This window comes from Paenibacillus sp. RC67, assembly GCF_030020805.1.
Taxonomy (GTDB): Bacteria; Bacillota; Bacilli; order Paenibacillales; family NBRC-103111; genus Paenibacillus_S.
The window spans coordinates 2,960,498-2,982,933 of the sequence record NZ_CP125098.1; the positions used below are offsets into that span (position 1 = coordinate 2,960,498).

Below are 22,436 nucleotides of genomic sequence, written 5' to 3' on the forward strand. Positions count from 1 at the left end.
TTGGGGGGAATTGGGATGTCTAGTGAACTGCCTGCATTGGTCCGCGAAGTTATGGACAGCTATTGCGCTCTGTTGCATGAAGAACTGCCCCATCAGGTGTATGGGGTTTATTTATACGGATCGACTGCGCTCGGTCATCATAATCCTCGACGCAGCGATATCGACTTTTTTACTGTACTTCACAAGCTGGATGATGAAGCTTTAGTACGAATCCAAGCCGTTCATGAAAGGCTACTTAAGCAAAATGAAAGTGCCCATAAGCTTGAAGGGGAGTATACTCAGCTCCGCGACATCCCTAGAGCACAACGGCAGAAATGGTACCGATATACATCGGATGGGCAGTACCAATGGGAGGATATGAATAATCATATTGCCTGGTACCAGCTGAAGCATTATGGCTTGACACTATTCGGTCCCGATGCAGCCACGCTTTCAATTGACGTAGATTGGGAAGATATCCTAGATATCACTAAACGGAACATTCATGGCTATTGGGCGAGACAGGCTCGGCGTAATCCGGAAGACTTCCAGAGCTTGGACTTAGATGTAATGGTGGAATTCGGAGTATTGTCTCTTTGCCGTATGTACGAAACGTTGGTGACGGGGGAAATGGTGACGAAGGAAGCAGGGGCGGAAGCGATGCTTGCACGACTGCCGGAACGGTGGCACTCTATAATAAATGAAGCTATACGGATTCGGGAGTGCAAAGGTGATTCGCTTCTTAAGTATACGCCTCGAGAGTTAATCGTAGAGACGCAAACTTTTATCCGGTATATGTCGGAACAATGTTTGACCCAAATGGGGTAGGGACGGATCGAAGTAACCAAATTTAAATTAATCAGAACCCGCCATGATTGGTGGGTTTTGTTTTGAAAAAGGGTTATTAAAAAAACGGTTGATCTTTTTCAAAAGCATGGTATTATAGATATTCTCTGGAAAAATAAACCTATTGCGAGGTGGATTGTATTTTTCGTGATTTAAGGCAACGATTACGCGAAGCAAGCTTATTTTTGAAAGCGGCCGATGCTCGGCCGGTCAAAGTAAAGCCAATCGCAGACTTCGTTAACCTGCTGCTCATGCCTGCACAGCTGTGGCTGCTTAAATGGGTAGTGGATCTGCTTACTGGCTGGAATGGCGAAAGGATAGGTCAATCATTTACTGTAGCAGCCATAGGGCTTGCCGCCGTAATGATAATCCAAGCCATCATCGGTCGTGCATCTCTTTTGGCACACAATCGATTGAATGAAATTGGCGCTTACGAAGTCGAACGGGCTGTCCTCCAAAAAACAGCCAAGCTAAGCCTAACCCTTCTCGAAACACCAACGATTAAAGATCTCCGTACTCGCGCGTTACGCGCCTCACCTGATATTCTGTTTCTGAATAGCTACAGTTACTTCTACGAAGCATTGCAAACGGTTCTGCTGCTTATAATTCTTGCCTGGTTCGGACAGTGGTTCTTCATTATCCTGTTTCTTATTGTACTGCCTATTCAACTTCCACTGCGTTCTTATGCAGCACGTAAAACAGAGCTGTTGGAGCAGCAGCAAGTTCCGCAGCGCAGACGCGCTCAGTATATCGCCCAACTGATGACCTCCAGACTTCCTGCGAAAGAAATACGCCTCCTTGATTTGGGTAACTACTTTCAAACATATTGGATGCGCTTGCATTCTCAGAACGCTCAAGAAACAGTGGAGCGTAAAATAAAAGAACAGCAGCTGCTGGTTCCATCAGAGTTGTTGATGACCTTAATTAGTGGTTTGATGGCAGCGATTGTAATGGTGATAGCCGCTTCCCGTGGAAATTCACCGGGTGAAATTACTTTGCTGCTGCAGATTGCTATAAGGCTAGGCGGGTTATGGCCTGGGCTTCTGGATTTACACGCAAGCTTGAAGCAGCACGGGTTACGTTGGGATGATCTTAGGGGGTTCTTAGCTCTTAAGGAGGATGAAGTTTATGTCCCAACATTAACAGATGAACAGATAAAGGGATCTAACCAAACAACCAATGGACCTACTGCTGATTCGGTGCGGGTTAGGCAGCTAACATTCGCCTATGAGGGCAGAGTAAAACCAGCACTTCAAGAGGTATCCCTCTGTATTGAGGCAGGGGAAAAAATAGCTATCGTGGGAGAGAATGGCTCGGGTAAATCAACATTGGTCAAGCTGCTCATGGGATTGTATGCCCCCAACTCAGGAAGTGTCGAGTGGTTTTCCAAGGAAGGAGACCGGCTCACTGCCGCCGAAGCCAGAGGATCGTTTACAGCTGTTCTGCAGGATTTTACCAAAATGAACCTGCTTGTACGAGAACAAATTGCTTTGGGAAGCATAGAGCGGCTGAATGATGATCAAGCACTTTTAACCGCGCAAAAGCAAGCTAATGCTCACCCTTGGGGCTTAAGTCTCGACGAACGAATAGGACCGGAATTTGGAGGAATCGAGCTGTCAGGAGGACAGTGGCAGTCCTTAGCTGCCGCAAGAGGATACCTCCGGAACGGCAGTGTGCTGTTTTTTGATGAACCGACCTCCGCATTAGATCCGCAGGCCGAGAAATTGGCGATCATGCAATTTTTAAACATCGCTGGAAATCGCACGGCTTTCCTTGTAACCCATCGTTTAGGAGCAGCACGTATGGCCGATCGTATATTGGTGCTTCAAAACGGACGATTGGTTGAACATGGCACGTATCAAGAGCTCATGGCGGCACAAGGAGAATACGAGCGATTGTATCGGCTCCAAGCTTCCTGGTATGTGTAGCGTAACCGAGAGGAGTGTTATCCAGTGGATAAGGAAATGAAAAGTACAAGTACCGACCTGCTGCGCTTATTGTATTACATTTGGAAGCAAATGCCCGTACTTACAAGCGTATGGCTTGTCGTTCCCATGGGAATAGGGATGCTCGTTATCCCCTTGATGCTATCTCAAAAGCATATGATTGATACGGCTGTCGATGGAATTGTGAAAGGAACATCTTCAATCGGACAGCTGCTGCCTTCACTTTTGCTTTTTGTGGGAGCTTTGGTCGTGCAAGTATTGGCGGGCTCCTTAAGAAATATCATGGATGAATTGATGAACCATCGAGCTTCCGCCTATGTGCAATCCCAGATTTTTAAAATTTCAACGACTGTGACGTTGGAACGATTCGAGCATACCGAGTTCTATGATCGGCTTCATCGGGCTCAATCGGCCGCAGGTCAAGATTTAATAGGCATCCTGCGTTACGGTGTGGATGCGGTTCAAAGACTTGCAACCTTATTGGCTATGGCTATCGTCGTTGCACAAGGGTATTGGCTTTTAGGCTGGCTGCTGCTGGCTATGAACGGTATGTCACTGTATTTTCGTACGAAAATAGAAATATCCAAGAGAAAATTAGATAAACAATTAACGACGGAGGGGCGTTTATCCCAATACTTGATGAATCAGCTTACGGATTCCCGAACGTTAAAAGAAACGAAGCTCTTTGACTCAACGGGGTACTTGATTCATCAATGGAGCACGACTACGTTAGAGCAGCGTTCCCGCAGATTTGCTATGAGCCGTAAAGAGAACAAGTTTGGATTCTGGATTTCCCTCCTACATATTACTGGCGCATTCGCTTCAATTGCCATTATGATGCTATTCATGGGTCAGGGCGGACTGACTCCTGGTATGGTTGCCGTTGTATTCCAGACGGTGCTCCAATCACAAGGAACTTCGTTGAGACTGTCGTGGCCGTTAAGCAAGCTGGTCATGCAGGCAGGTAAAGCGGCGGATCTTATCTCTTTTTTGAAAGAACGAGTTGACGATCCCAACACGAAACCGATAGCTGAAGGAATAGGTGCAATGAAGGAAATCTCATTCGAAAAAGTAGCCTATTGTTATCCTAATTCGAACAAGCCCGTCCTCAAGGAGCTGGATGTGACGATTCGAGCAGGAGAAACAATTGCACTCGTTGGGGATAATGGTTCGGGAAAATCTACATTTATCAAGCTGCTGCTCGGCTTATATGAACCAAGTGAAGGTTATGTTAGCTGGAATGGGAAGCATTTATCTGCAATGGGTGGACATCATCAAGCTCTATGGAGGCGCGTCAGCGCTGTGTTTCAAGATCATGAACCCTATTCCTTCACTCTGCGCGAGAATGTCGCCATGGGAAACTTGTCTCGTGAGGCTGAGGAACATGAGATTCGACATGCGCTGGAGAACAGTGGAATCCACAAGCTTGCCGAACAATCTGACAAAGGCTTGGATGTTCCTCTGGGTCAACTGAGCGAAGGCGGCCTCGAACTATCAGGTGGCCAGTGGCAAAGGCTAGCCATAGCAAGAGCGATGTACAGGCAGGGAGAACTGATTGTACTGGATGAGCCGACAGCGGCGATTGATCCGGCAAGCGAAGTGGAATTGTTCGAACAGTTCCGTAAGCTACGACAAGGTAAAACGGCATTATTCGTCTCACACCGTCTTGGCTGGGCGCGCTATGCGGACCGCATTCTTGTATTAGACCAAGGGCGCCTAATCGAGGATGGTACGCACGATCATCTAATGATGCTTAACGGCAGGTATGCGGCTTTTTACAAGGAACAAGCACAGTGGTATCAAACCAGTTGATCTGACCAACGAAAGTGAGGTGGCTATTCGTGTTAAATCGTATTCAGAGCGCCATAAAGGCATTAGGCCTTGAACCTCAGGAAACACGGCCGGTCCCGGATTCATTCAGCTCTGAGGTGTCTCAGGTTATCTTGCGAACTGGCGAATCTGTGTACCTTAAAATTCCGTTTAATCGGAACAAGCTGCACAGGGAATATATCATGCTGAACCGATTAAAGGATTATCACCTTCCTGTGCCTCGAGTGCTTGATCTATGGGAAGGGGATGAACATAACACCGGAGCGCTATTACTAGAGGCATTGGAAGGGTATCCTCTCTTCAAGACCAAGGATACGAGGCTTGCTTACGATATTGGAGTACTGCATGCGCAGCTGCACTCCGTTCCGATGCCGGGATATGGCGATGATAGCCGTAATGGTTTTCAATACTTGGAGCATCAGAATTGGAGGGGATATATCTGCAATCAGTTTGAGAAATACCAAGCTCCTTGTAGGGAGCTGCTTCCTGAGGGATTATTTGAGGCATGCCTGAGTCATTTCGATTCTGTGTTTACAAAGCTCCCTGAACCGGATGGTCCTTGTGTCATCCATATGGATTTTCGACCTGGTAATCTGCTGGTAGATCAATCGCATTTGAAGGGTGTCATTGACTTCGAGAGCTCAAGAGGTGGGTCCTCCGAAGCTGATTTTACAAAAGTCGATCGTTATTTATGGCGGGAAAGTACATATATAAAACAGGCTTATATTGCAGGATACTCCAGCATTCGTCCTATGATTGACCTTGATTTGGTACTGCCTTTCTATTCGTTCTACGATGCTTTTAGTGCCGTAGGGTGGTGTAACAAAAGAGGGCTGGAAAAAAATAGACGATTCTATGAGGAAAGCGTCGCCGTACTCTGTCGTGAAACGGGATGGAACGCTTAATAGGAGAGGAGACAGAACTATGTTTTTTGTTAATTCCAGAGCTATCATTGAGAGAAATGAAGGTGCTGGGACGGAGATCGTCGTTCAAATTCGCAACAAATCGGGTGAACCGCAGCGATGGGAGCTTCCGGGTGGGCGAATCGAACCATTCGAATCTCTAACCAGTGCTTTGAGAAGAGAGGTTAAAGAAGAAACCGGGCTCACGGTCACCGAGATTGAAGGAGAGAATACATTCATAGACACACGAAATATGAATTCGGACTTTGTGGTGGAATGTATACGCCCTTTCGCCGCATATCAGACCGTGATCGGGTCTATCGATTCGGTAGGGTATTATTTTCGCTGCAAGGCAGAAGGTCAACTGCTAGAGCAAGGGGATGATACTCTCAACGTTCAGTGGATTCGTGTGGAAGAGCTGAGGCAAAAAATGACTGAAGATCCACTGCAATTTTCTAGTGTCGATCGTGCCGGTATTTTGTTTTATTTGAAAAATGGTGAAGTGTAGAAGGGCAAGGGCTCGACGGACCAGATATTCATAAAAAGGAGGAGCACAATGCTCCTCCCTATAAGCTCAACCTAACAGTTTTAATCTCAAATGGCTTAAATTGAAGCGGAATCCCATTATCGGCATCCAGAGGGAGGGAATTCAGCTCTGAGCCCGGTTGCAACGAACGTTCCTCGACGATTATCGCGAATCAATAAGTCTTTCGATGTTAGTTCCTCTATAGCTTTTTCCACTATATTTACGCTGGAACGATAAAATACTGCAAAATCTCGGCTGTAAGGAAGCTTGATCCCAAGAGCCCATCCCCTGCAATACTCTAGCTCGTATATCCGATTTAATTCGTTCAAATGCTTACTGCATTGTATCCACTGTATCCATTTCATCAAAGGGTTTTAGTATTGCTTTTACCATGTCCACGCATACTCATCCAGATCGCTGCCAGCACATAGCAGAATACACCGGCCGCAAACCATCGGGCCATACCGAAGACGCTTGTGATATACAATCCAGGAAGAGACCCTATCGTCGCAACTAGGAATAAAGAACGGAACTTTAACAGCGAGGCAGCGACAGCTAAACAGGCAGGTAAGAAGATCAGGACAAGTATCGCTACGATATACATATATGCTTCCTTCGGATAGGTAGAGAAGAAGGTTAACTGGACAAACAAAGCCATATTCCACAAACCTGCGGCAGCGCCAAGGTAAACACCGATTCTATGATAAGGAAACTTATGTCGAGTGACCAATGCGACCAGTGATAACAGGGCAAGACAGACCAAAGCAATACTGTTGAAAAGAAGCAAGGAAGGCTGCAGCAGCTTGTGAAGATAACGATTCCCAAAGTAAAGGATATCGTCAAAAGGGGAAGAGGCCATTTGTGCAGACAAATCCACGTGCTTCAAAGGCAGGCTTTCCTTGTGTAGCTGTTGAATGTCATTATCATCTATCGCGAGTTCCTTGGTTCCAGAACAGTAGCCTGTTTTAAGCTCGAGAGTGTTCGTTCCAACATTGGATGCATACACAAGATAAGCTTCTCCTAGAGTATAGTCGTATCCGCAGGAGTCTTCACCGAAACCGGCATCGATGATGATTTGAGTTTGAGCTACCCCTTTATAGGAGTCCATGACCTCAAACAGGACCAAGTTTCGATAAGCTATGGTTCCAGCACCGTAGTTTTCTGAGGATGCATACTTTTGTTTTACATCCAGTACTTTTCCTGTAAATACGGTATGTGAACGGTCAAAGGCCTCATCAGGAGTTTTGGGAAATGCACAGGAGCAAGCATAGCAGGAGGTCGGGCGTAGAGTGGCTGCAGAAAAGAATAGAATTGTGATCAAAAGCAGGAATGGAACGATTTTTTTCATATGCAAAGTCACCTCGTATCCTTAAACGCGAAAATCATGTAATAAGTTACCAAAAATGAAAAAATAAGATCGTGATTAAATCATAACAATAATAGAACAGTTGAGTATAAACCGATATCAATTATAGATCGAAATGATCGAAAACGGATTCTGTTTCTTTCATGCTTTGCTCCATAAAATGGAACTGTATTCAATGTAAACCTTAAAGGAGTGCAGGCGAATGAGGGAGCAATTGACGTGGAAGGTCGGAGGACAGCAAGGGCAAGGGATGGAAAGTACGGATAAAGTGTTTTCCAGCGCATTAGCGCGGTTAGGTTATTATTTGTATAGCTATCGTCATTTTTCATCACGTATTTTGGGAGGTCATGCGAACAATAACATTCGCATTAGTACGAGGCCTATCCGATCGGTAGCGGATCACTTGGATATGCTTGTTGCTCTCGATCAGGAGACTATTGATTTTAATGCAAAGGAATTAACACGCGGGGGAATCGTTATTGCGGACGAGTTATGGAAGCCTGTGCTTCCAAATGGTGTGGATGCCTGTCTATTGCCGATACCCATGACAGCGATTGCCGAAGAGGCAGGATCCTCCTTTTTAAAAATATGGCAGCATCCGGTGCATCATGGGCTCTCATTGGTCTGCCGATGTCGTTGTTCTTCAATGCTATCGCTAGACAATTTGCTGTTAAAGGGGAAGCTGTCGTACAGAAAAATATAGAAGCTGCGAAAAAAGGAGCCGAGTGTGCATTGGCGCTCACAGGGGGCCCGTTATCCCAATTCCAGCTTGCTCCTGCCGATGGCATCGAAAAGCTGTTCCTCATTGGCAACGATGCCATAGGGATGGGGGCAATAGCTGCCGGCTGCCGATTTATGCCTGCTTATCCGATTACTCCGGCAACCGAAATCATGGAGTATATGATGAAGCATTTGCCGCGGTTTGGCGGCACGGTTATTCAAACGGAAGATGAAATCGCTGCCATTACGATGGCAATAGGAGCAAACTATGGAGGAGTAAGGGCTTTTACCGCTTCTGCCGGACCGGGACTGTCGCTGATGATGGAGGGAATCGGCCTTGCCGGAATGACAGAAACCCCTGTGGTCATAGTCGATACACAGCGAGGTGGACCTAGTACGGGACTGCCGACCAAGCAGGAGCAAAGTGATGTGTTGGCGATGATCCACGGAACTCACGGGGAAATCCCCAAAATTGTGCTGGCTCCGAGCACAGTCGAGGAGTGCTTCTATGATACGGTCGAAGCTTTTAATCTGGCTGAAAAATATCAATGTCCAGTGATCTTGCTGACGGATCTCCAGCTTTCCATGGGAAAGCAGACTTCGGAGAAATTGGATTATTCACGAATCAGCATAGATAGGGGGCATTGGATGGATGAGATAATGGCGGAGGAATCAACAAACGTCGAAACGCAAAAGAAAGAAACCGCTTCTTTCCGGCGCTATGAGATCACTCCGGACGGAATATCTCCAAGATCGAGGCCAGGGATGAAGCAGGGTATCCATCATGTAACCGGGGTGGAGCACGATGAACATGGGCGGGCATCAGAGAGTGCTGCTAACCGAAGGATGATGATGGACAAACGGATGCGAAAGTTAAACCACATAACGACCAACCATCCTCTAGCGGTGGATACGCCTCATTCTGCTCCGGATTTGCTTTTAATCGGGATGGGGTCAACCCGGGGTGTCATGGACGAGGTCAGAATAAGATTGGAGTCAGAAGGAATTAGATCGAACCGTATTACGGTTAGACAACTGCAGCCTTTTCCGACGGAAACGCTACAGCCGTTTCTTGCAGCTGCCGCTAAGATCGTCATTATCGAACATAATGCAACGGGACAGTTGGCATCTTTAATTCGTCTGCATTTAGGTAGAAAGTCGGGAGTCGGCTCCCTTATGAAATATGATGGAACCGCCTTTATTCCAAACGAAGTTACTACATTTTGTAGAGATGCTATTCACAAGGATCTGGAAGGTGCATTTCCAAGGGATGTTAAACTTTAGATTCCAGTGATATCATTGGACTAAGCAGCTAATAGAATGAGGCCACATGAGACAATTAAAGATGAGGTGTAAGGTGCTCTATGATAAACTATACGCATATAGGAGTTTACGGCGTGCTGATTCGCAACGAACAAATCCTGCTGATTCAAAAAGCTAGAGGCCCGCACAAAGGAAAATGGGATTTACCGGGCGGCTCGATAGAGTTCGGGGAAGAGCCCTATACTGCACTCAAACGTGAATTTGTAGAAGAGACAGGGATTGACGGCATTCATGGCACCCTTCGAACTGCCTTATCTTATACGATGGTTTATCCCTATACGGAGGACCAATTGGAACATCTGCATCATATTGGCATGATCTATCATGTTCATTTGAATCATCAAAATTTTGAACTGAAGACCTGCGGGGATGGACAAGACTCGCTCGGAGCTAAATGGTTCCAGCTTGAAGAGGCCAAAGCATTGCAAACGACACCATTTGTCATGCAGGTACTTACTTCTATTATGGAAATGCGGGGCCACGAGTAAGTTGGCTCTGCTCCTATTTTTTAATGTTCATTATAGGAAAATGGGGAGCGATACATCATATCTGGATTAATAGAAGAATCAATCCATAGGAGCATTATTCTTAGTTTGAGGCCACAACCTTATAACGAAATACTAAATGGAATGAAAAAGTACGAATATCGGAGAGCCTTTCTTAAGGAAGCTGTAACCGCTTTTATTTATGTCAGCTCGCCTGTCAAGGAGATTCGGGGAGTTATTCAATTTGGAAAGCCTATTATCGATTCTGTGGAAAATATAGCCATGATAGCCGAGCAGGAGCAGTCTGGATGGGGGGAAGGGATCATTAGTTACATGAGCGGCTTGGAAACTGGCTATGCTGTACCTATCCTATCCTTGCAAGAAATTCCGCCCATTCCGTTGCAACAATTAAGAAGTATTTATCAATTTACTGCACCGCAATCCTATATCTATCTTGAGACGAACAAGAAATTGAAGGAAGCTCTGTTAGTTCGATTAAATTCGATAGAAAATGAATAAAAATGAGGAATAAGGAGTGGTAACATTGTCACAGCATAAGCAGCCGAATATATTGTTTTTAATGAGCGACGAGCATCGATGGGATGTATCCGGTTTTGCCGGAAATGGTATTATACGAACTCCAAATTTGGACCGCTTAGCGGAAAACGGGGTTGTATTCGACAACGCGTATACTCCTTCACCGATATGTGTTCCTGCAAGACAAAGCATGATGGCGGGACAATTTCCACGAACATGCCACTGTGAAAAGTTTGGACAGGACTTGGCGCCTGGTTATATGACATTTGCCAGACAGCTCGCAGAGCATGGATACGAAACCGTCGTTAGCGGGAAGCTGCATCATATGGGGACCGATCAAATGCAAGGTTGGACCCAAAGGATCAGCGGCGATATGCATATTGATGCTCGTTATTTAACTGAAGGAGCACAGAAATCCAGAAGAAATTTTGGGGATTTGAAGTGGTCAGACGCCAAAGAAATTGCACGAGCTGGCATTGGTCGCGGCCCCATCTTGTCTCACGATGAATATGCGGTAGAAGGTGCGATACGTTTTATTGAAAACTATTTTATGAACCCTTATTATGATCGGGAGCAAACGCATCCTTTGTTACTTAAGGTCAGTTTGCTTCAACCGCACTATCCTTATTTTACCAGTGAGGACAAGTTTACCTATTATTTAAATCGAGTACAGCCCTTTGTGGATGAACCCGTATTTGATCACCCTTTCTTAAGTCAACGTCAGATTCGGACAGGGATGGATGTATCAGAGCGCGAAATTCGTAGGGCCACCGCCGCATATTACGGCATGATCGAAACCATAGATGACATGTACGGACGAGTTATAGAAGCATTGGAGCACGCAGGCCAAAATTTGGATGAATGGATTATCGTCTATACAAGTGATCATGGAGAGATGCTGGGGCAGCATGGCATTTGGGAGAAGCAGAAGTTTTTTGAAGCAAGCGCACGCGTTCCGTTAATCATTCGATATCCTGCAAGATTCAAGGAAGGCCGTAGAGTAGATGCGAATGTCAATCTATGCGACTTGTTCGCGACGCTGTGTGACTTGACTGGGACTCCGGTAGCTGATGGGCTGGATAGCCGAAGTGTAGTTCCATTAATGGAAGGAAACATTCAAGATTGGGTTAATGAGTCGGTATCTCAGTTTAATGGAACCAACCTGATGATCAAGCGAGGGCATTTGAAATATCAGTATTATGGTGAAAATATGCCAGAGGTGTTATTCGATCTCGAACGGAACCCTGATGAGACCATCAATTATCTGACTTTCCCTGAGTACGAAGAGCAAATAAGGCAGTTTCGGGTAAGAAGAGGAGAACTGGGTTTTGGAGTGAAGGTTACTGTCTAGTTGGTATACAAATCAGCTGTAATGAGCGAAATAGAGCTTCTGACAAGTCTTGTGATATACTATGTACTGTCCATTTATCTTTCATAAAAAGGAGACCGTCATAACAATGGATAACGATCTTGTCAAAAAGTTGAAAATGCAAAACGGACAGCGCATTCTTATTATGAACGCTCCGGAGGGCTATATCGAACGGGTGACTCCTGTGCCTGAAGAAGCGCATATGGATCAGCAACCATCAGGGGAGTATGATTTGGTTCACCTATTTGTTACTGGGGTGGACGAGCTCAATACGCAAGGGCCGGAGGCGATCAAGGCGATCAAACAGGATGGGCTCTTGTGGATCTCCTATCCGAAAAAAAGCTCCAAAATCAAAACCGATCTTAATCGGGACTCGGGTTGGGAAACCATAAATGATGCCGGATTCGAGGGAATTGCTCTCATTTCTATCGACGGTACTTGGTCTGCGATGCGGTTTCGCAAGGCAGAATTAGTACGCGGCACAAGTACACGCAGAGACCAGCGCAACCGTAAGACAGAAACAACGGAGCCGAAGGATCGGGTTATTGAAATACCGGAATACTATCAAAAGGTACTGGATAGTAAGCCGGACATCAAGTCGTTCTTTGAAGGCTTATCTTATACGCACCGCAAAGAATATGTCCGTTGGATTACGGAAGCGAAGCGGGAGGAAACTCGTACCAACCGTATTGAAAAATCGCTGGAGAAGCTTGCAGCGGGGATCAAATCACCGTTTATGAAGCCTTAAACTTATGACTAAAGCTCTTCGACCGAGATGCTACTGCATCGGAAGAAGAGCTTTTAACTATTACAGGACAAGGGAGCGGGATCACTATGAAATCGATGTATCATGCAGGTTCATACATTAACGGCAGCATTATTAAAGGAAAAAATGGACTCGCACATCATGTTCGGAGTCCCTATGATGGTTCCGTCGTTGGGACAGTTGACTATGCGACGGTTGAGGATGTCGAGGAAGCTGTTGCAACAGCGGAACGGGTATTTCAATCTACAATGAAAACAATGCCGGCATATCGCCGCTCGGAGATTTTACGCAAAGCATCTGATTTGCTTGAGGCTCGAAGGGAGGACTACGCGCGTGTGCTAGCCCAGGAGGCTGGGAAGCCCATTAGAGACGGGCGTGCGGAAGTAGGGCGAGCAGTTCAATTGCTTCGATTTGCTTCAGATGAAGCGAAGACGATGCATGGAGAGCTTGTACCGATGGACGCGGCAATCGGCGGAGAGAATCGATTAGGAATGGTGCGTCGTTATCCGTTAGGGGTAGTAGCTGCCATAACACCTTTTAATTTTCCGTTAAATCTAGTTCTTCACAAATTGGCTCCAGCTATCGCAGCTGGAAATACGGTCGTGCTGAAGCCGTCTGAGAAGACGCCTTTCTCGGCTGTGATGCTGGCCAAGCTGTTAGAAGAGGCCGGATTGCCGGCAGGCGCACTGAATATTATCCAGGGCAGTGGTGCCGAGCTTGTACCGTCATTAGTCACCAATTCGCGCGTACAAAAGGTGACATTCACAGGCAGCGCGCCTGTAGGATTAGGAATCAAGAAAATGGCAGGATTGAAAAAGGTGACATTGGAGCTCGGCTCTAATTCTCCCAATATCATTTTTGATGATGGGAATTTGGTTAAGGCGGCAAAAAGCCTGGTGAAGGGCGCGTTCGCTTTCTCAGGCCAAGTATGCATATCCGCCCAGCGGATTTATATTCATCGTTCCGTGTATCAGTCATTCTTGGATATTTATATACCTCTAGTGAATCAGCTTGTAATAGGCGATCCGCTAATGGAAGAGACGGACCTCGGACCCATGATCACAGAGGAAGCGGCGATTCGTGCTGAGCAGTGGATTAGGGAGGCTGAGCATCAGGGTGCGGTTGTCCTTGTAGGTGGGAAGCGGACAGGCACGATGCTTGAGCCGACGGTTTTGACCGATGTGACCCCGGAGATGAAGGTGGTTTGTAAGGAAATATTCGCTCCGGTCGTATCTGTTATTCCTTTTGATACAGAAGAGGAGGTGATCCGATTGGCAAATGCTTCAGACTATGGTTTGCAAGCCGGAGTGTTCACGACGAACATTAATCGTGCCTTACGTATAGCGGACCAATTGGAAACCGGTGGCGTTTGGATTAACGAAATATCGACCTATCGTCAGGATAATCAGCCGTATGGAGGCGTTAAACTAAGCGGGACTGGCAAGGAAGGCATTAAATATGCAGTGGAAGAAATGACGGAAATGAAATTTATCGGAATCCACTATTCCGAATAATGAATAGTTTAAAGACCATATCTCAAGTAAATAAATGTAAGTGAAAGAGAAGTCATTGACGGACCCGTCCTACCGTAATAAGATAGCATTAACGCTTTAAAGCTTTCTCACTATACATAGGAGGGTCAAATTATGAAATCAGCAAAGCTTCTTTCTCTGCTCGTTGCCGTACCATTAATTTTTGCGGCTGGCTGTGGATCCAAAGCTCCTGCACCGGCTAATGACAATGCTGGTGGGGGTTCAACACCAAGTAAAAAAGTGTTAAAAATCGGGATTACCCAAATCGTGGAGCATCCGTCGTTAAACGCGACACGCGAAGGATTCCTTGCCGCTCTGAAGGATGCAGGATATACAGACCCGGATACAATCAAAGTGGATTATCAAAACGCACAAGGCGATTCGACGACTAATTTAACCATCGCTCAAAAATTCGCAGCGGACAAAAAGGATCTTGTCCTTGCCATCGCTACTCCATCGGCTCAAGCCGTTGTTCAAAACGTGAAAGACGCTCCTGTATTGTTCGCAGCCATTACCGATCCGGTAGGCGCGAAGCTGGTTAAAACATTAGACAAACCGGGCGGCAACGTTACTGGTGCGGCGGATACGAATCCTGAATCGATTACAAAACTGATGGATTTGATCGCTTCCGACTTCCCCAAAGTAAAAACGGTCGGAGTTGTAATTAACGAAGGAGAGCCGAACGCGGTTGTTATGCTTAAAACAGCAGAAGCTCAGCTTGCTAAGCACAACATCAAGGTTATAAAAGCAGCTGTTGCGAACAGCTCCGAAGTTAAGCAAGCCGCCGAATCTTTGGCTGGCCGTGTCGATGCATTCTATACTACTTTGGATAACACCGTTATCAGTGCGGTTGAGTCCATTATTAAAATTGCCAATGAGAAAAAGATTCCATTGTTCTCTGCTGACCGTGATACCGTTGAAAAAGGGGCAGTTGCCACTTACGGCTTTAAATACTACGACCACGGATACCAAGCAGGTAAAATGGCAGTAGAAATTTTGAAAAACGGGGCGAAACCGGGCGATATGAAAGTGACCTTCCCGGACAAGCTGGATTTGATCATCAACCAAGCTGCAGCTAAGCAGCAAGGTGTCGAGATTACAGATGCTATCAAGAATAAAATGCAAGACAAAAACAACTTATTGAACGGTACCGCGAAATAATTACGCATTGGAGTGACCTTCGCTGTTTTTTTGCAAGGTCGCTCTTCATTCTTTTATGGAGGCTGGAAACATGGATGCTTTCTGGAGTTCGGTCGAACTCGGTTTAATTTATGCTATCATGGCTCTGGGAGTATATATTACGTTCCGGATATTGGACTTTCCTGACTTAACGGTAGACGGTAGCTTTACCACCGGGGGAGCGATCGCTTCAGTCATGATTGCGAGCGGGTCATCGCCGCTATTGGCGACTATTCTGGCTTTTATCGGAGGCATTCTTGCTGGTGCTTGCACCGGTTTACTGCATACCAAAGCGAAAATCAATTCCTTGCTCGCGGGAATTTTGATGATGATTGCGTTGTATTCGATCAATCTTCGTATCATGGGCAAGTCAAACATTCCTCTATTGGGTGAGGATACGCTGCTTACGGGGATCAACGTGCTTTATGTCATGCCGTTCGTGGTCATTGTAGTGAAACTCATTCTCGACTGGTTCCTTCATACCGACCTTGGTTTGTCGTTGCGGGCTACAGGAGATAATCAACGCATGATCCGCAGCTTTGGCGTGAATACGGATACAACGATCATTGTTGGCGTAAGCTTGTCGAATGGACTCGTGGCTCTAGCTGGTGCCTTAGTAGCTCAGTATTCTGCCTTTGCGGAAATTACGATGGGCGTAGGGATGATCGTAATCGGACTGGCGTCCGTAATTATCGGTGAAGCCTTGTTTGGTGCCCGCACCGTTATTTGGGCGACACTATCCGTTGTCCTCGGAGCAGTATTATACCGTCTGATCGTAGCGTTGGCGCTTCGCGTCGGTTTGGAAGCAACAGACATGAAATTAATGACGGCACTGATTGTTATAGTAGCGCTGTCGCTACCTATGATACGTAATAAATTTAAACAAAAGGCACTTATTCGGAAACGGACTAGCCAACTGGAGGGAGACGGACGATAATGTTGAATCTGGAACAAGTATCGAAGCTGTTTAATCCCGGCACTCCGGATGAGAAAGTCGCTCTATCGAATATTCAGCTGAGTATGAAGGAAGGCGACTTTGTCACTGTTATCGGAAGTAACGGTGCCGGCAAATCGACGTTAATGAACATCATTTCGGGTGTTATGATCCCCGATAGAGGCACAGTTAAGATTGCCGGTCAAGCTGTGGAAAATGTACCTGAGCATAAACGCAGTAAGTGGATCGGCCGAGTCTTTCAAGATCCTATGGCCGGCACGGCACCCAAGATGACCATTCAAGAAAATATGGCTATCGCTTATACCAGAAACAAAACGAGGGGTCTTGGATTTGGCGTCACTGCCAAGAAAAGAACCATGTTTGCAGAGCAATTAAGCCGCCTAGGGCTAAATCTGGAAAACCGGATGAACGCCAAGGTCGGGCTGCTATCGGGTGGGGAACGCCAGGCGTTGAGTCTGCTGATGGCAACCTTCACAGAGCCGCGTATTTTGCTGCTGGACGAGCACACAGCGGCTTTGGACCCTTCACGCGCTGAGCTTATCACGCGATTGACGCAGCAGATTGTGCAGGAGATGCGCCTGACTACTCTTATGGTTACGCATAACATGGAGCAGGCGATACGCCTCGGTAACCGCTTAATTATGATGGACAAAGGCAAAATCATTCTCGACGTACCGGAAGAGGAGAAAAAAGGATTGACCGTGGAACGGCTGCTCAGAGAATTTGAACGCATCCGCGGCGAAAAATTCGTAGACGACCGTGTTGTCTTAGGATAAAGCTATGGCTCCATATGAAAAAGCGCACAGCTGATCAGCCGATCAGAAGTGCGCTTTTTTGTGTTCAAATGCGATTGTTGACATAACCGGAGCGGTATTTTGCAGGAGAGATGCCTGTATGCTGCCTAAATACTCGCAAAAAATAGTTGTAGTCGGTAAACCCGACTTGCGAGACGATTTCTTTCAGAGGCTTATCCGTATTGTAGAGCAGGGCCTTGGCCCGTTCGATCTTGATCCGGTTGGCATATTGCAGCGGCGTCATGCCAGTATGCTTCTTCAAGCACTTGGATAAATAGTCGATGTGAAAATTAAATCGCTTGGACAGATCGTCCAGTCGGAAAGGCGTATCGCTGGTCATATACAGGTAGTTAATAATTTGCTCGCTAAGCTTTTGGCTGCGTGAATTGGTTTGTGCTCTTAAGTTTTTTTGCAGGATAACGAAAAATTGGCCCAGCAGCGCTTGCAGCGGCAGTTGATTTTCTAATGAAAAGCGATTTTTCAAGACAAGCATTTGATCCAGAATAGGATATAGCTCCGCCATCTCGATGTGTCCGAATTTAGGGAGATACATCATCTGCTTACTCGGCTCCAAGTCCCGATAAGTCGGAGTAGGGGACACGGCAGTCCATTGAACGTCATCCGCCGAGACGGTGCGAAGCGGTGGAGCATGCATTAAATGCAAGTAATAGACCTCGGTTCCTTCCGGGGAAGGAAGATGCCCCCAATGCCTTCGGAATGGTTCCAGCACGAGCAGCTCATTTTCATTAATTTCATAAGGAATATCATCTTCGGTCATATAGAAAGTGCCTTTTTTCACTATGAGGATGTCATATAGAGGAAAGCTTCGCTCGTAATGAAGCGATCCTTTGGCAGGCTTGGAAAAGCCTACGGTCATCAAGTGGGGCATATGCGGGATTTGCAGCTCCAGACAGTCCATGATTCATCACCTTAACAGTATAAAATGAAAGCGTATAATATTACGTATATCCATCTATTGTACCCCTATTATTCCAATAAAATCAATGTATGAGATGGTTGCGAGAAAATATTGAACACTGATTTTGTGCTTATAAGTATCGGGATTTTCTATAGGCTTGGAAATGTCCATGTGCTTAAATGAAAAAGTAAATGTCTTTTATGGATCATTGAACTTTTATACTTAGGAATAGGTGGGTGGAGATATTGGCAAAATTTTCAAAGTTGTGGCTGACATCGTTACTAATCGTATCTATCGCATCCGGATGCAGCTCCACCAACACGGCACCGGTCGATAAGGGGAAAGGAGAGGAGGCAATCAAGAACGATCCCGCAACGATAAAAATCGCCGTTAGTAACAATATGTTTACAGAAGAAGACTTTGCGAAGTACGTGTCTGAGCCAGTGAAGAAAAAATATCCTCATATTACGGTAGAACGGATCAACACATCGGAAAAGGGAAGCAGTGTTACAGATCTTATCGCGGCAGGAACGGTACCGGATATTGTCGGCTACTACCCGGGTAATTTATCCAATATTAATGATCTGAACCTTACATTCAACATAGAGGATTTGATTAAAAAGCATCGGTTTGATACGAGTCGTATTGCTCCAGAGGTATTGGAGACGGTAAAGATTGCCAGCAACCAAAGCTACATTGTAGGATTTGCAGCATACCACAATCCTTTCGGTCTCTTTTATAATAAAGATGTGTTCGACCGAATGGGTATCCCGTATCCGAAGGATAACATGACTTGGGATGATCTGAAGGAGCTGTCGGTGAAGATTACACGGCTTGATAATGGCATCCAGTATCGTGGGTTGTATCCTGATTTCTTGTACAGAGGAGCACGTCAGCTATCCTTGCCGTATGCCGATTTTCAGACTAATAAGTCGTTGCTGAATACCGATCCATGGAAAGAATTGTTCCAGCTCTGGGCCAGCATGTATGATATTCCAGGTATGACAGCAGGAGATTACAAAGCACTTAATTACGGTAAAAATGAGCAAGCCTTCATTAAAGGCGAATTGGCAATGCTAGCGGGCTACAGCAATACGCTGAACGCACTGAGGAAAGCACCGGATGTTAAATGGGATGTTGTCACTTATCCTTCGAACAAGAAGGCTCCTGGTGTTGCACATCGTGTTGACAGTCCCGTGCTTGCCATTACATCGCAAAGTCCCAACAAGGATGCTGCTTTCCAAGTGCTTGAAACGATTCTAAGCGACGAAGTTCAGACCGATATGGTTCGCAACGGCAGAATGACCGTGCTGACTTCCCAGAAGGTTAAGGATGAGTTCGGCAAAGGAATTCCCGAATTCAACGGAAAAAACCTGATTGCACTGACCAAACCCAAAATGGCAGTTATTTCACAGATTAAATATTTGAATGAAGGCGAAATCGACAAGATTACAACTAATGCGTTCCAAGCTGTCATCAATAAGGAAAAAGATGTTAATACCGCTTTGCGGGAAGCAGATGAGCTATTAAATAAACATATCGAGACTCAGCTAAAAAATATAAAATAGATAGTAAAGGGAGAGAAATCGTATGTCTTTAACAATTGAAAATTTAAGTGAAAAATTGCAGCCAGCTCCACTAAACGGTGGTTTCCGGATGGAGGGTTATTGGGTATGGTGCGGTTCCGTAGTCAAAGGAGAAGACGGACGCTTTCATATGTTCGCTTCTCGTTGGCCGCAAACGCTGCCTATGCATCCAGGATGGATTATGGGCTCTGAGGTCGTACGTGCCGTTTCCGATACGCCGGAAGGTCCTTATGAATTCCAAGAGGTTGTACTGCCGGCAAGAGGAGCTCAATATTGGGATGGGCGCAGCACGCATAACCCGCACATTACGAAATGTGGGGATACGTATTTGTTGTATTACATGGGTTCGACACACCCGCTGCCGGAGCCGGTTCCAGGAGAGCAAATTGGACTTGACGATCCTCGCTGTATCGTGGGCCGCGCGAATAAAAGAGTGGGCTTGGCTGTATCCAAAAGCGTCTTCGGTCCTTGGGAACGCCCGGAGGCTCCACTGCTTCCGACTCGCCCAGGCAGGTTTGACAGCTTCTTGACTTCGAACCCTGCCCCTTGCGTACATCCGGATGGTTCCGTAGTACTGGTTTATAAAGCGAGACGTTATGAAGGAAACGTACATGGGAAAATGACGATCGGCGTTGCCTATGCCGACCATTTCACTGGACCCTATGAGCGCAGTCTAGATGAGCCGTTGTTCTCTCCTGAGAAATTCCACATTGAAGATCCATTCATTTGGAAGACGGATTCAGGCTATGAATTGATTGCGAAGGACATGGACGGAAATATCGGTGGAGAGAAGCATGGCGGCGTTCACGCCTTCTCCAAAGACGGTAAAGAATGGGCATTCAGCGACAGCCCTAAAGCATATTCAAGAACCATTACCTGGGAGGATGGCACTGTACAAACGATGGGCAGTCTGGAGCGGCCTTTCCTGCTGTTCCAGGACGGCAAACCAACTCACTTGTTTGCTGCGGTAGCCAATGGGCCTGGCGGCTTCCAGAACGCGACCAAGACCTGGAATATGTGTATCCCGATCGGTGAGTAAGATGATATATGAGAAAGCAGTTGGACGTTAGGGTCCTGCTGCTTTTTTATTTACAACTATAGGGTTATTCATTTCGGAGCTCTACGTAAAGTAACGAATCAGCTTCTAAGCCAAGGATCCACTGTAGGCGGATTTTTATCCATATTCATAAAAAAGGTTTTTTTAACTGTGGTAGGAATAGGTTGTACTGGACTAGAATTAATAATGAAAGCGTTAATAAAATAGGTTTCCAATCTAGGAGGAGGGACATCCTGTGTCGTATCATACCGTCATGATGAAACCGCTCGATAATGTGGCCATTGCCTTGGCCAATATTCCGGAAGGTGAGGAACTGACCATTGTATGCCAGGAACACACGTTCAAGGTACTTCTGCTTGAGGGCATTGAGTTTGGTCACAAGTTTACCGTTAAGCCTATTGCAGCCGGAGGCGATATTCTTAAATATGGCGAAGTGATTGGTGCAGCTACAAGGGACATTCAAGTCGGTGAGCATGTCCATGTTCATAACTTGGAAGGAAAACGGGGAAGAGGGGATCAGCATGTCGCAATCTAGTGCCAGTTCTAGAACATTTTGGGGCTATCGCAGACCGGACGGGAGGGTGGGTGTTCGAAATCATGTGCTAATCCTGCCCACTATCGTATGTGCTACTCAGACTGCACAACGGGTGACAGAAATGGTCCAAGGTACGGTCACTTTCATTCATCAGCATGGTTGCGCACAAGTTGGAATCGACTATGAACAGACCTTCCGGACGTACGTTGGGATGGCTGCCAATCCGAACGTGTATGGTGTGATTGTACTGGGGCTAGGCTGTGAGACACATCAGGCGCGCAGCGTTGCCTCCGAAGTACGCAAAACCGGTAAGCCTGTGGAGGTTATCTCTATTCAGGATCATGGAGGTACCTTATTCACTGTTGCGGAAGCTGCGCGAGCAGCCGTTAAGATGGTTCAGGAGGCTTCCAGGGAACGCAGGGTGGAATGCGATTTTGCCGAACTGATCGTCGGTACGGAATGCGGAGGCTCGGATGCCTGCTCTGGTTTATCGGCTAACCCAGCTGTAGGGGTATGCAGCGATAAGATCGTGGATCATGGGGGTACATCGATTCTAGCTGAAACGACGGAATTGATCGGTGCCGAGCACTTGTTAGCACGAAGAGCGGTGAATGATCATGTCGCCAAACGAGTCTATCAAGTCATCGAAGCGATGGAGAAAAGAGCCTTTTCCATGAATGTAGACATTCGTACCGGAAATCCAAGTCCTGGCAATATTAAAGGCGGATTAAGCTCTCTGGAAGAAAAGTCGCTAGGAGCATCCAACAAGTCTGGAACAAGACCCCTTCAGGAGCTTATTGATTATGCGGAGAGACCAAGCCAGCGGGGGCTAGTATGGATGGATACACCTGGTCATGATATTGAGCAGCTGACAGGTATGGTAGCAGGAGGCTCGCAAATTGTATTATTTACTACCGGAAGAGGAACGCCGACTGGATCCCCCATCGCTCCAGTCATTAAGATTGCAACGAATACGTCAATTTTTGAAAAAATGAACGATAACATTGATGTGAATGCAGGAACGATTATTGAAGGTACAGAAACAATCGAATCGGTTGGTGACCGGATCTTTGAAGAGATTATCGAGGTCTGTTCTGGGAAGCTGACCAAATCAGAAATTTTAAAGCAGCATGACTTCGGCATTTGGCGCATCGGTCCAACATTTTAGGTTAATCAGCTTGAGTATCTACTATTTAGCAGCGTTGCTTACGATCCAGGAAAGCAGCAGGACTTAGGTCGGGGATAATGCCAGTCTGCAGACGGTTCATAGTTTTGGCACAACAA

At 46.3% G+C, this 22,436-nt stretch carries 20 protein-coding genes and 1 pseudogene; 18 read left to right on the forward strand and 3 right to left on the reverse strand.

What is annotated here, in order from left to right:
* The first annotated feature begins 15 nt into the window (after positions 1-15).
* The 5 genes from QMA13_RS13525 (at position 16) to QMA13_RS13545 (ending at position 6,011) form a co-directional block, all read left to right on the forward strand.
* The gene (locus QMA13_RS13525; protein WP_282942028.1) at positions 16-807 is read left to right on the forward strand and encodes an aminoglycoside adenylyltransferase domain-containing protein; all 792 of its coding nucleotides are present in this window, start codon (positions 16-18) and stop codon (positions 805-807) included.
* Positions 808-1,010: 203 nt separating this feature from the next.
* Positions 1,011-2,753: an ABC transporter ATP-binding protein gene (locus tag QMA13_RS13530; protein WP_282942030.1), complete on the forward strand. Its 1,743-nt coding sequence runs from the start codon at positions 1,011-1,013 to the stop codon at positions 2,751-2,753.
* 24 nt (positions 2,754-2,777) lie between these two features.
* Complete coding sequence (locus QMA13_RS13535; RefSeq protein WP_282942031.1) at positions 2,778-4,583, forward strand: ABC transporter ATP-binding protein; 1,806 nt, start codon at positions 2,778-2,780, stop codon at positions 4,581-4,583.
* A 29-nt stretch (positions 4,584-4,612) separates the two neighbouring features.
* On the forward strand, positions 4,613-5,506 hold the full coding sequence (locus QMA13_RS13540) for a phosphotransferase family protein (protein ID WP_282942033.1): 894 nt from the start codon (positions 4,613-4,615) through the stop codon (positions 5,504-5,506).
* Between the two features lie 19 nt (positions 5,507-5,525).
* The gene (locus QMA13_RS13545) at positions 5,526-6,011 is read left to right on the forward strand and encodes an NUDIX domain-containing protein (protein WP_282942034.1); all 486 of its coding nucleotides are present in this window, start codon (positions 5,526-5,528) and stop codon (positions 6,009-6,011) included.
* A gap of 116 nt (positions 6,012-6,127) precedes the next feature.
* Here QMA13_RS13545 and QMA13_RS13550 read toward each other — a convergent pair whose 3' ends face one another.
* Together QMA13_RS13550 and QMA13_RS13555 are read right to left on the reverse strand one after the other, a co-directional pair.
* Entirely contained in the window at positions 6,128-6,394 is a 267-nt protein-coding gene (locus QMA13_RS13550) for a GntR family transcriptional regulator (protein ID WP_282942035.1), read from the reverse strand.
* Positions 6,394-7,377 carry a hypothetical protein gene (locus QMA13_RS13555; protein ID WP_282942036.1) on the reverse strand — a complete coding sequence of 328 codons (984 nt, stop codon included), beginning with the start codon at positions 7,375-7,377 and terminating at the stop codon, positions 6,394-6,396. The genes QMA13_RS13550 and QMA13_RS13555 overlap by 1 nt, the downstream gene beginning before the upstream one ends.
* Before the next feature lie 220 nt (positions 7,378-7,597).
* Between QMA13_RS13555 and QMA13_RS13560 the strand changes: the two are divergent.
* From QMA13_RS13560 to QMA13_RS13600, 9 genes and pseudogenes are all read left to right on the forward strand, one after another.
* Positions 7,598-9,399 (forward strand): annotated as a pseudogene (locus QMA13_RS13560) (2-oxoacid:acceptor oxidoreductase subunit alpha).
* 80 nt (positions 9,400-9,479) lie between these two features.
* Entirely contained in the window at positions 9,480-9,926 is a 447-nt protein-coding gene (locus QMA13_RS13565) for an NUDIX hydrolase (RefSeq protein WP_282942037.1), read from the forward strand.
* Positions 9,927-10,031: 105 nt separating this feature from the next.
* Positions 10,032-10,442, forward strand: a complete 411-nt coding sequence (locus QMA13_RS13570; RefSeq protein WP_282942038.1) for a hypothetical protein — start codon at positions 10,032-10,034, stop codon at positions 10,440-10,442.
* Positions 10,443-10,467: 25 nt separating this feature from the next.
* Positions 10,468-11,811 carry a sulfatase-like hydrolase/transferase gene (locus QMA13_RS13575; protein WP_282942039.1) on the forward strand — a complete coding sequence of 448 codons (1,344 nt, stop codon included), beginning with the start codon at positions 10,468-10,470 and terminating at the stop codon, positions 11,809-11,811.
* A 106-nt stretch (positions 11,812-11,917) separates the two neighbouring features.
* Entirely contained in the window at positions 11,918-12,577 is a 660-nt protein-coding gene (locus QMA13_RS13580; protein WP_282942040.1) for a YdeI/OmpD-associated family protein, read from the forward strand.
* A gap of 95 nt (positions 12,578-12,672) precedes the next feature.
* The gene (locus tag QMA13_RS13585; RefSeq protein WP_481858218.1) at positions 12,673-14,109 is read left to right on the forward strand and encodes an aldehyde dehydrogenase family protein; all 1,437 of its coding nucleotides are present in this window, start codon (positions 12,673-12,675) and stop codon (positions 14,107-14,109) included.
* A 132-nt stretch (positions 14,110-14,241) separates the two neighbouring features.
* Positions 14,242-15,288: an ABC transporter substrate-binding protein gene (locus QMA13_RS13590; protein WP_282942042.1), complete on the forward strand. Its 1,047-nt coding sequence runs from the start codon at positions 14,242-14,244 to the stop codon at positions 15,286-15,288.
* A gap of 70 nt (positions 15,289-15,358) precedes the next feature.
* Positions 15,359-16,243 (forward strand): ABC transporter permease, encoded by an 885-nt coding sequence (locus QMA13_RS13595; protein ID WP_282942043.1) that lies wholly within the window; start codon positions 15,359-15,361, stop codon positions 16,241-16,243.
* Positions 16,243-17,037, forward strand: coding sequence for an ABC transporter ATP-binding protein (locus QMA13_RS13600; protein WP_282942044.1), 795 nt, complete (start codon positions 16,243-16,245; stop codon positions 17,035-17,037). The genes QMA13_RS13595 and QMA13_RS13600 overlap by 1 nt, the downstream gene beginning before the upstream one ends.
* Before the next feature lie 64 nt (positions 17,038-17,101).
* Here the strand turns inward: QMA13_RS13600 and QMA13_RS13605 are convergent, their stop codons facing one another.
* Complete coding sequence (locus tag QMA13_RS13605) at positions 17,102-17,974, reverse strand: helix-turn-helix domain-containing protein (RefSeq protein ID WP_282942045.1); 873 nt, start codon at positions 17,972-17,974, stop codon at positions 17,102-17,104.
* 245 nt (positions 17,975-18,219) lie between these two features.
* Between QMA13_RS13605 and QMA13_RS13610 the strand changes: the two genes are divergently transcribed.
* The 4 genes from QMA13_RS13610 (at position 18,220) to QMA13_RS13625 (ending at position 22,320) form a co-directional block, all read left to right on the forward strand.
* Positions 18,220-19,542: an ABC transporter substrate-binding protein gene (locus tag QMA13_RS13610; protein WP_282942046.1), complete on the forward strand. Its 1,323-nt coding sequence runs from the start codon at positions 18,220-18,222 to the stop codon at positions 19,540-19,542.
* Between the two features lie 22 nt (positions 19,543-19,564).
* Positions 19,565-20,599 (forward strand): glycoside hydrolase family protein, encoded by a 1,035-nt coding sequence (locus QMA13_RS13615; protein WP_282942047.1) that lies wholly within the window; start codon positions 19,565-19,567, stop codon positions 20,597-20,599.
* Between the two features lie 253 nt (positions 20,600-20,852).
* Complete coding sequence (locus tag QMA13_RS13620) at positions 20,853-21,152, forward strand: UxaA family hydrolase (protein ID WP_481858169.1); 300 nt, start codon at positions 20,853-20,855, stop codon at positions 21,150-21,152.
* Positions 21,139-22,320, forward strand: a complete 1,182-nt coding sequence (locus QMA13_RS13625) for a UxaA family hydrolase (RefSeq protein WP_282942048.1) — start codon at positions 21,139-21,141, stop codon at positions 22,318-22,320. The genes QMA13_RS13620 and QMA13_RS13625 overlap by 14 nt, the downstream gene beginning before the upstream one ends.
* The last annotated feature ends 116 nt before the right edge of the window (positions 22,321-22,436 follow it).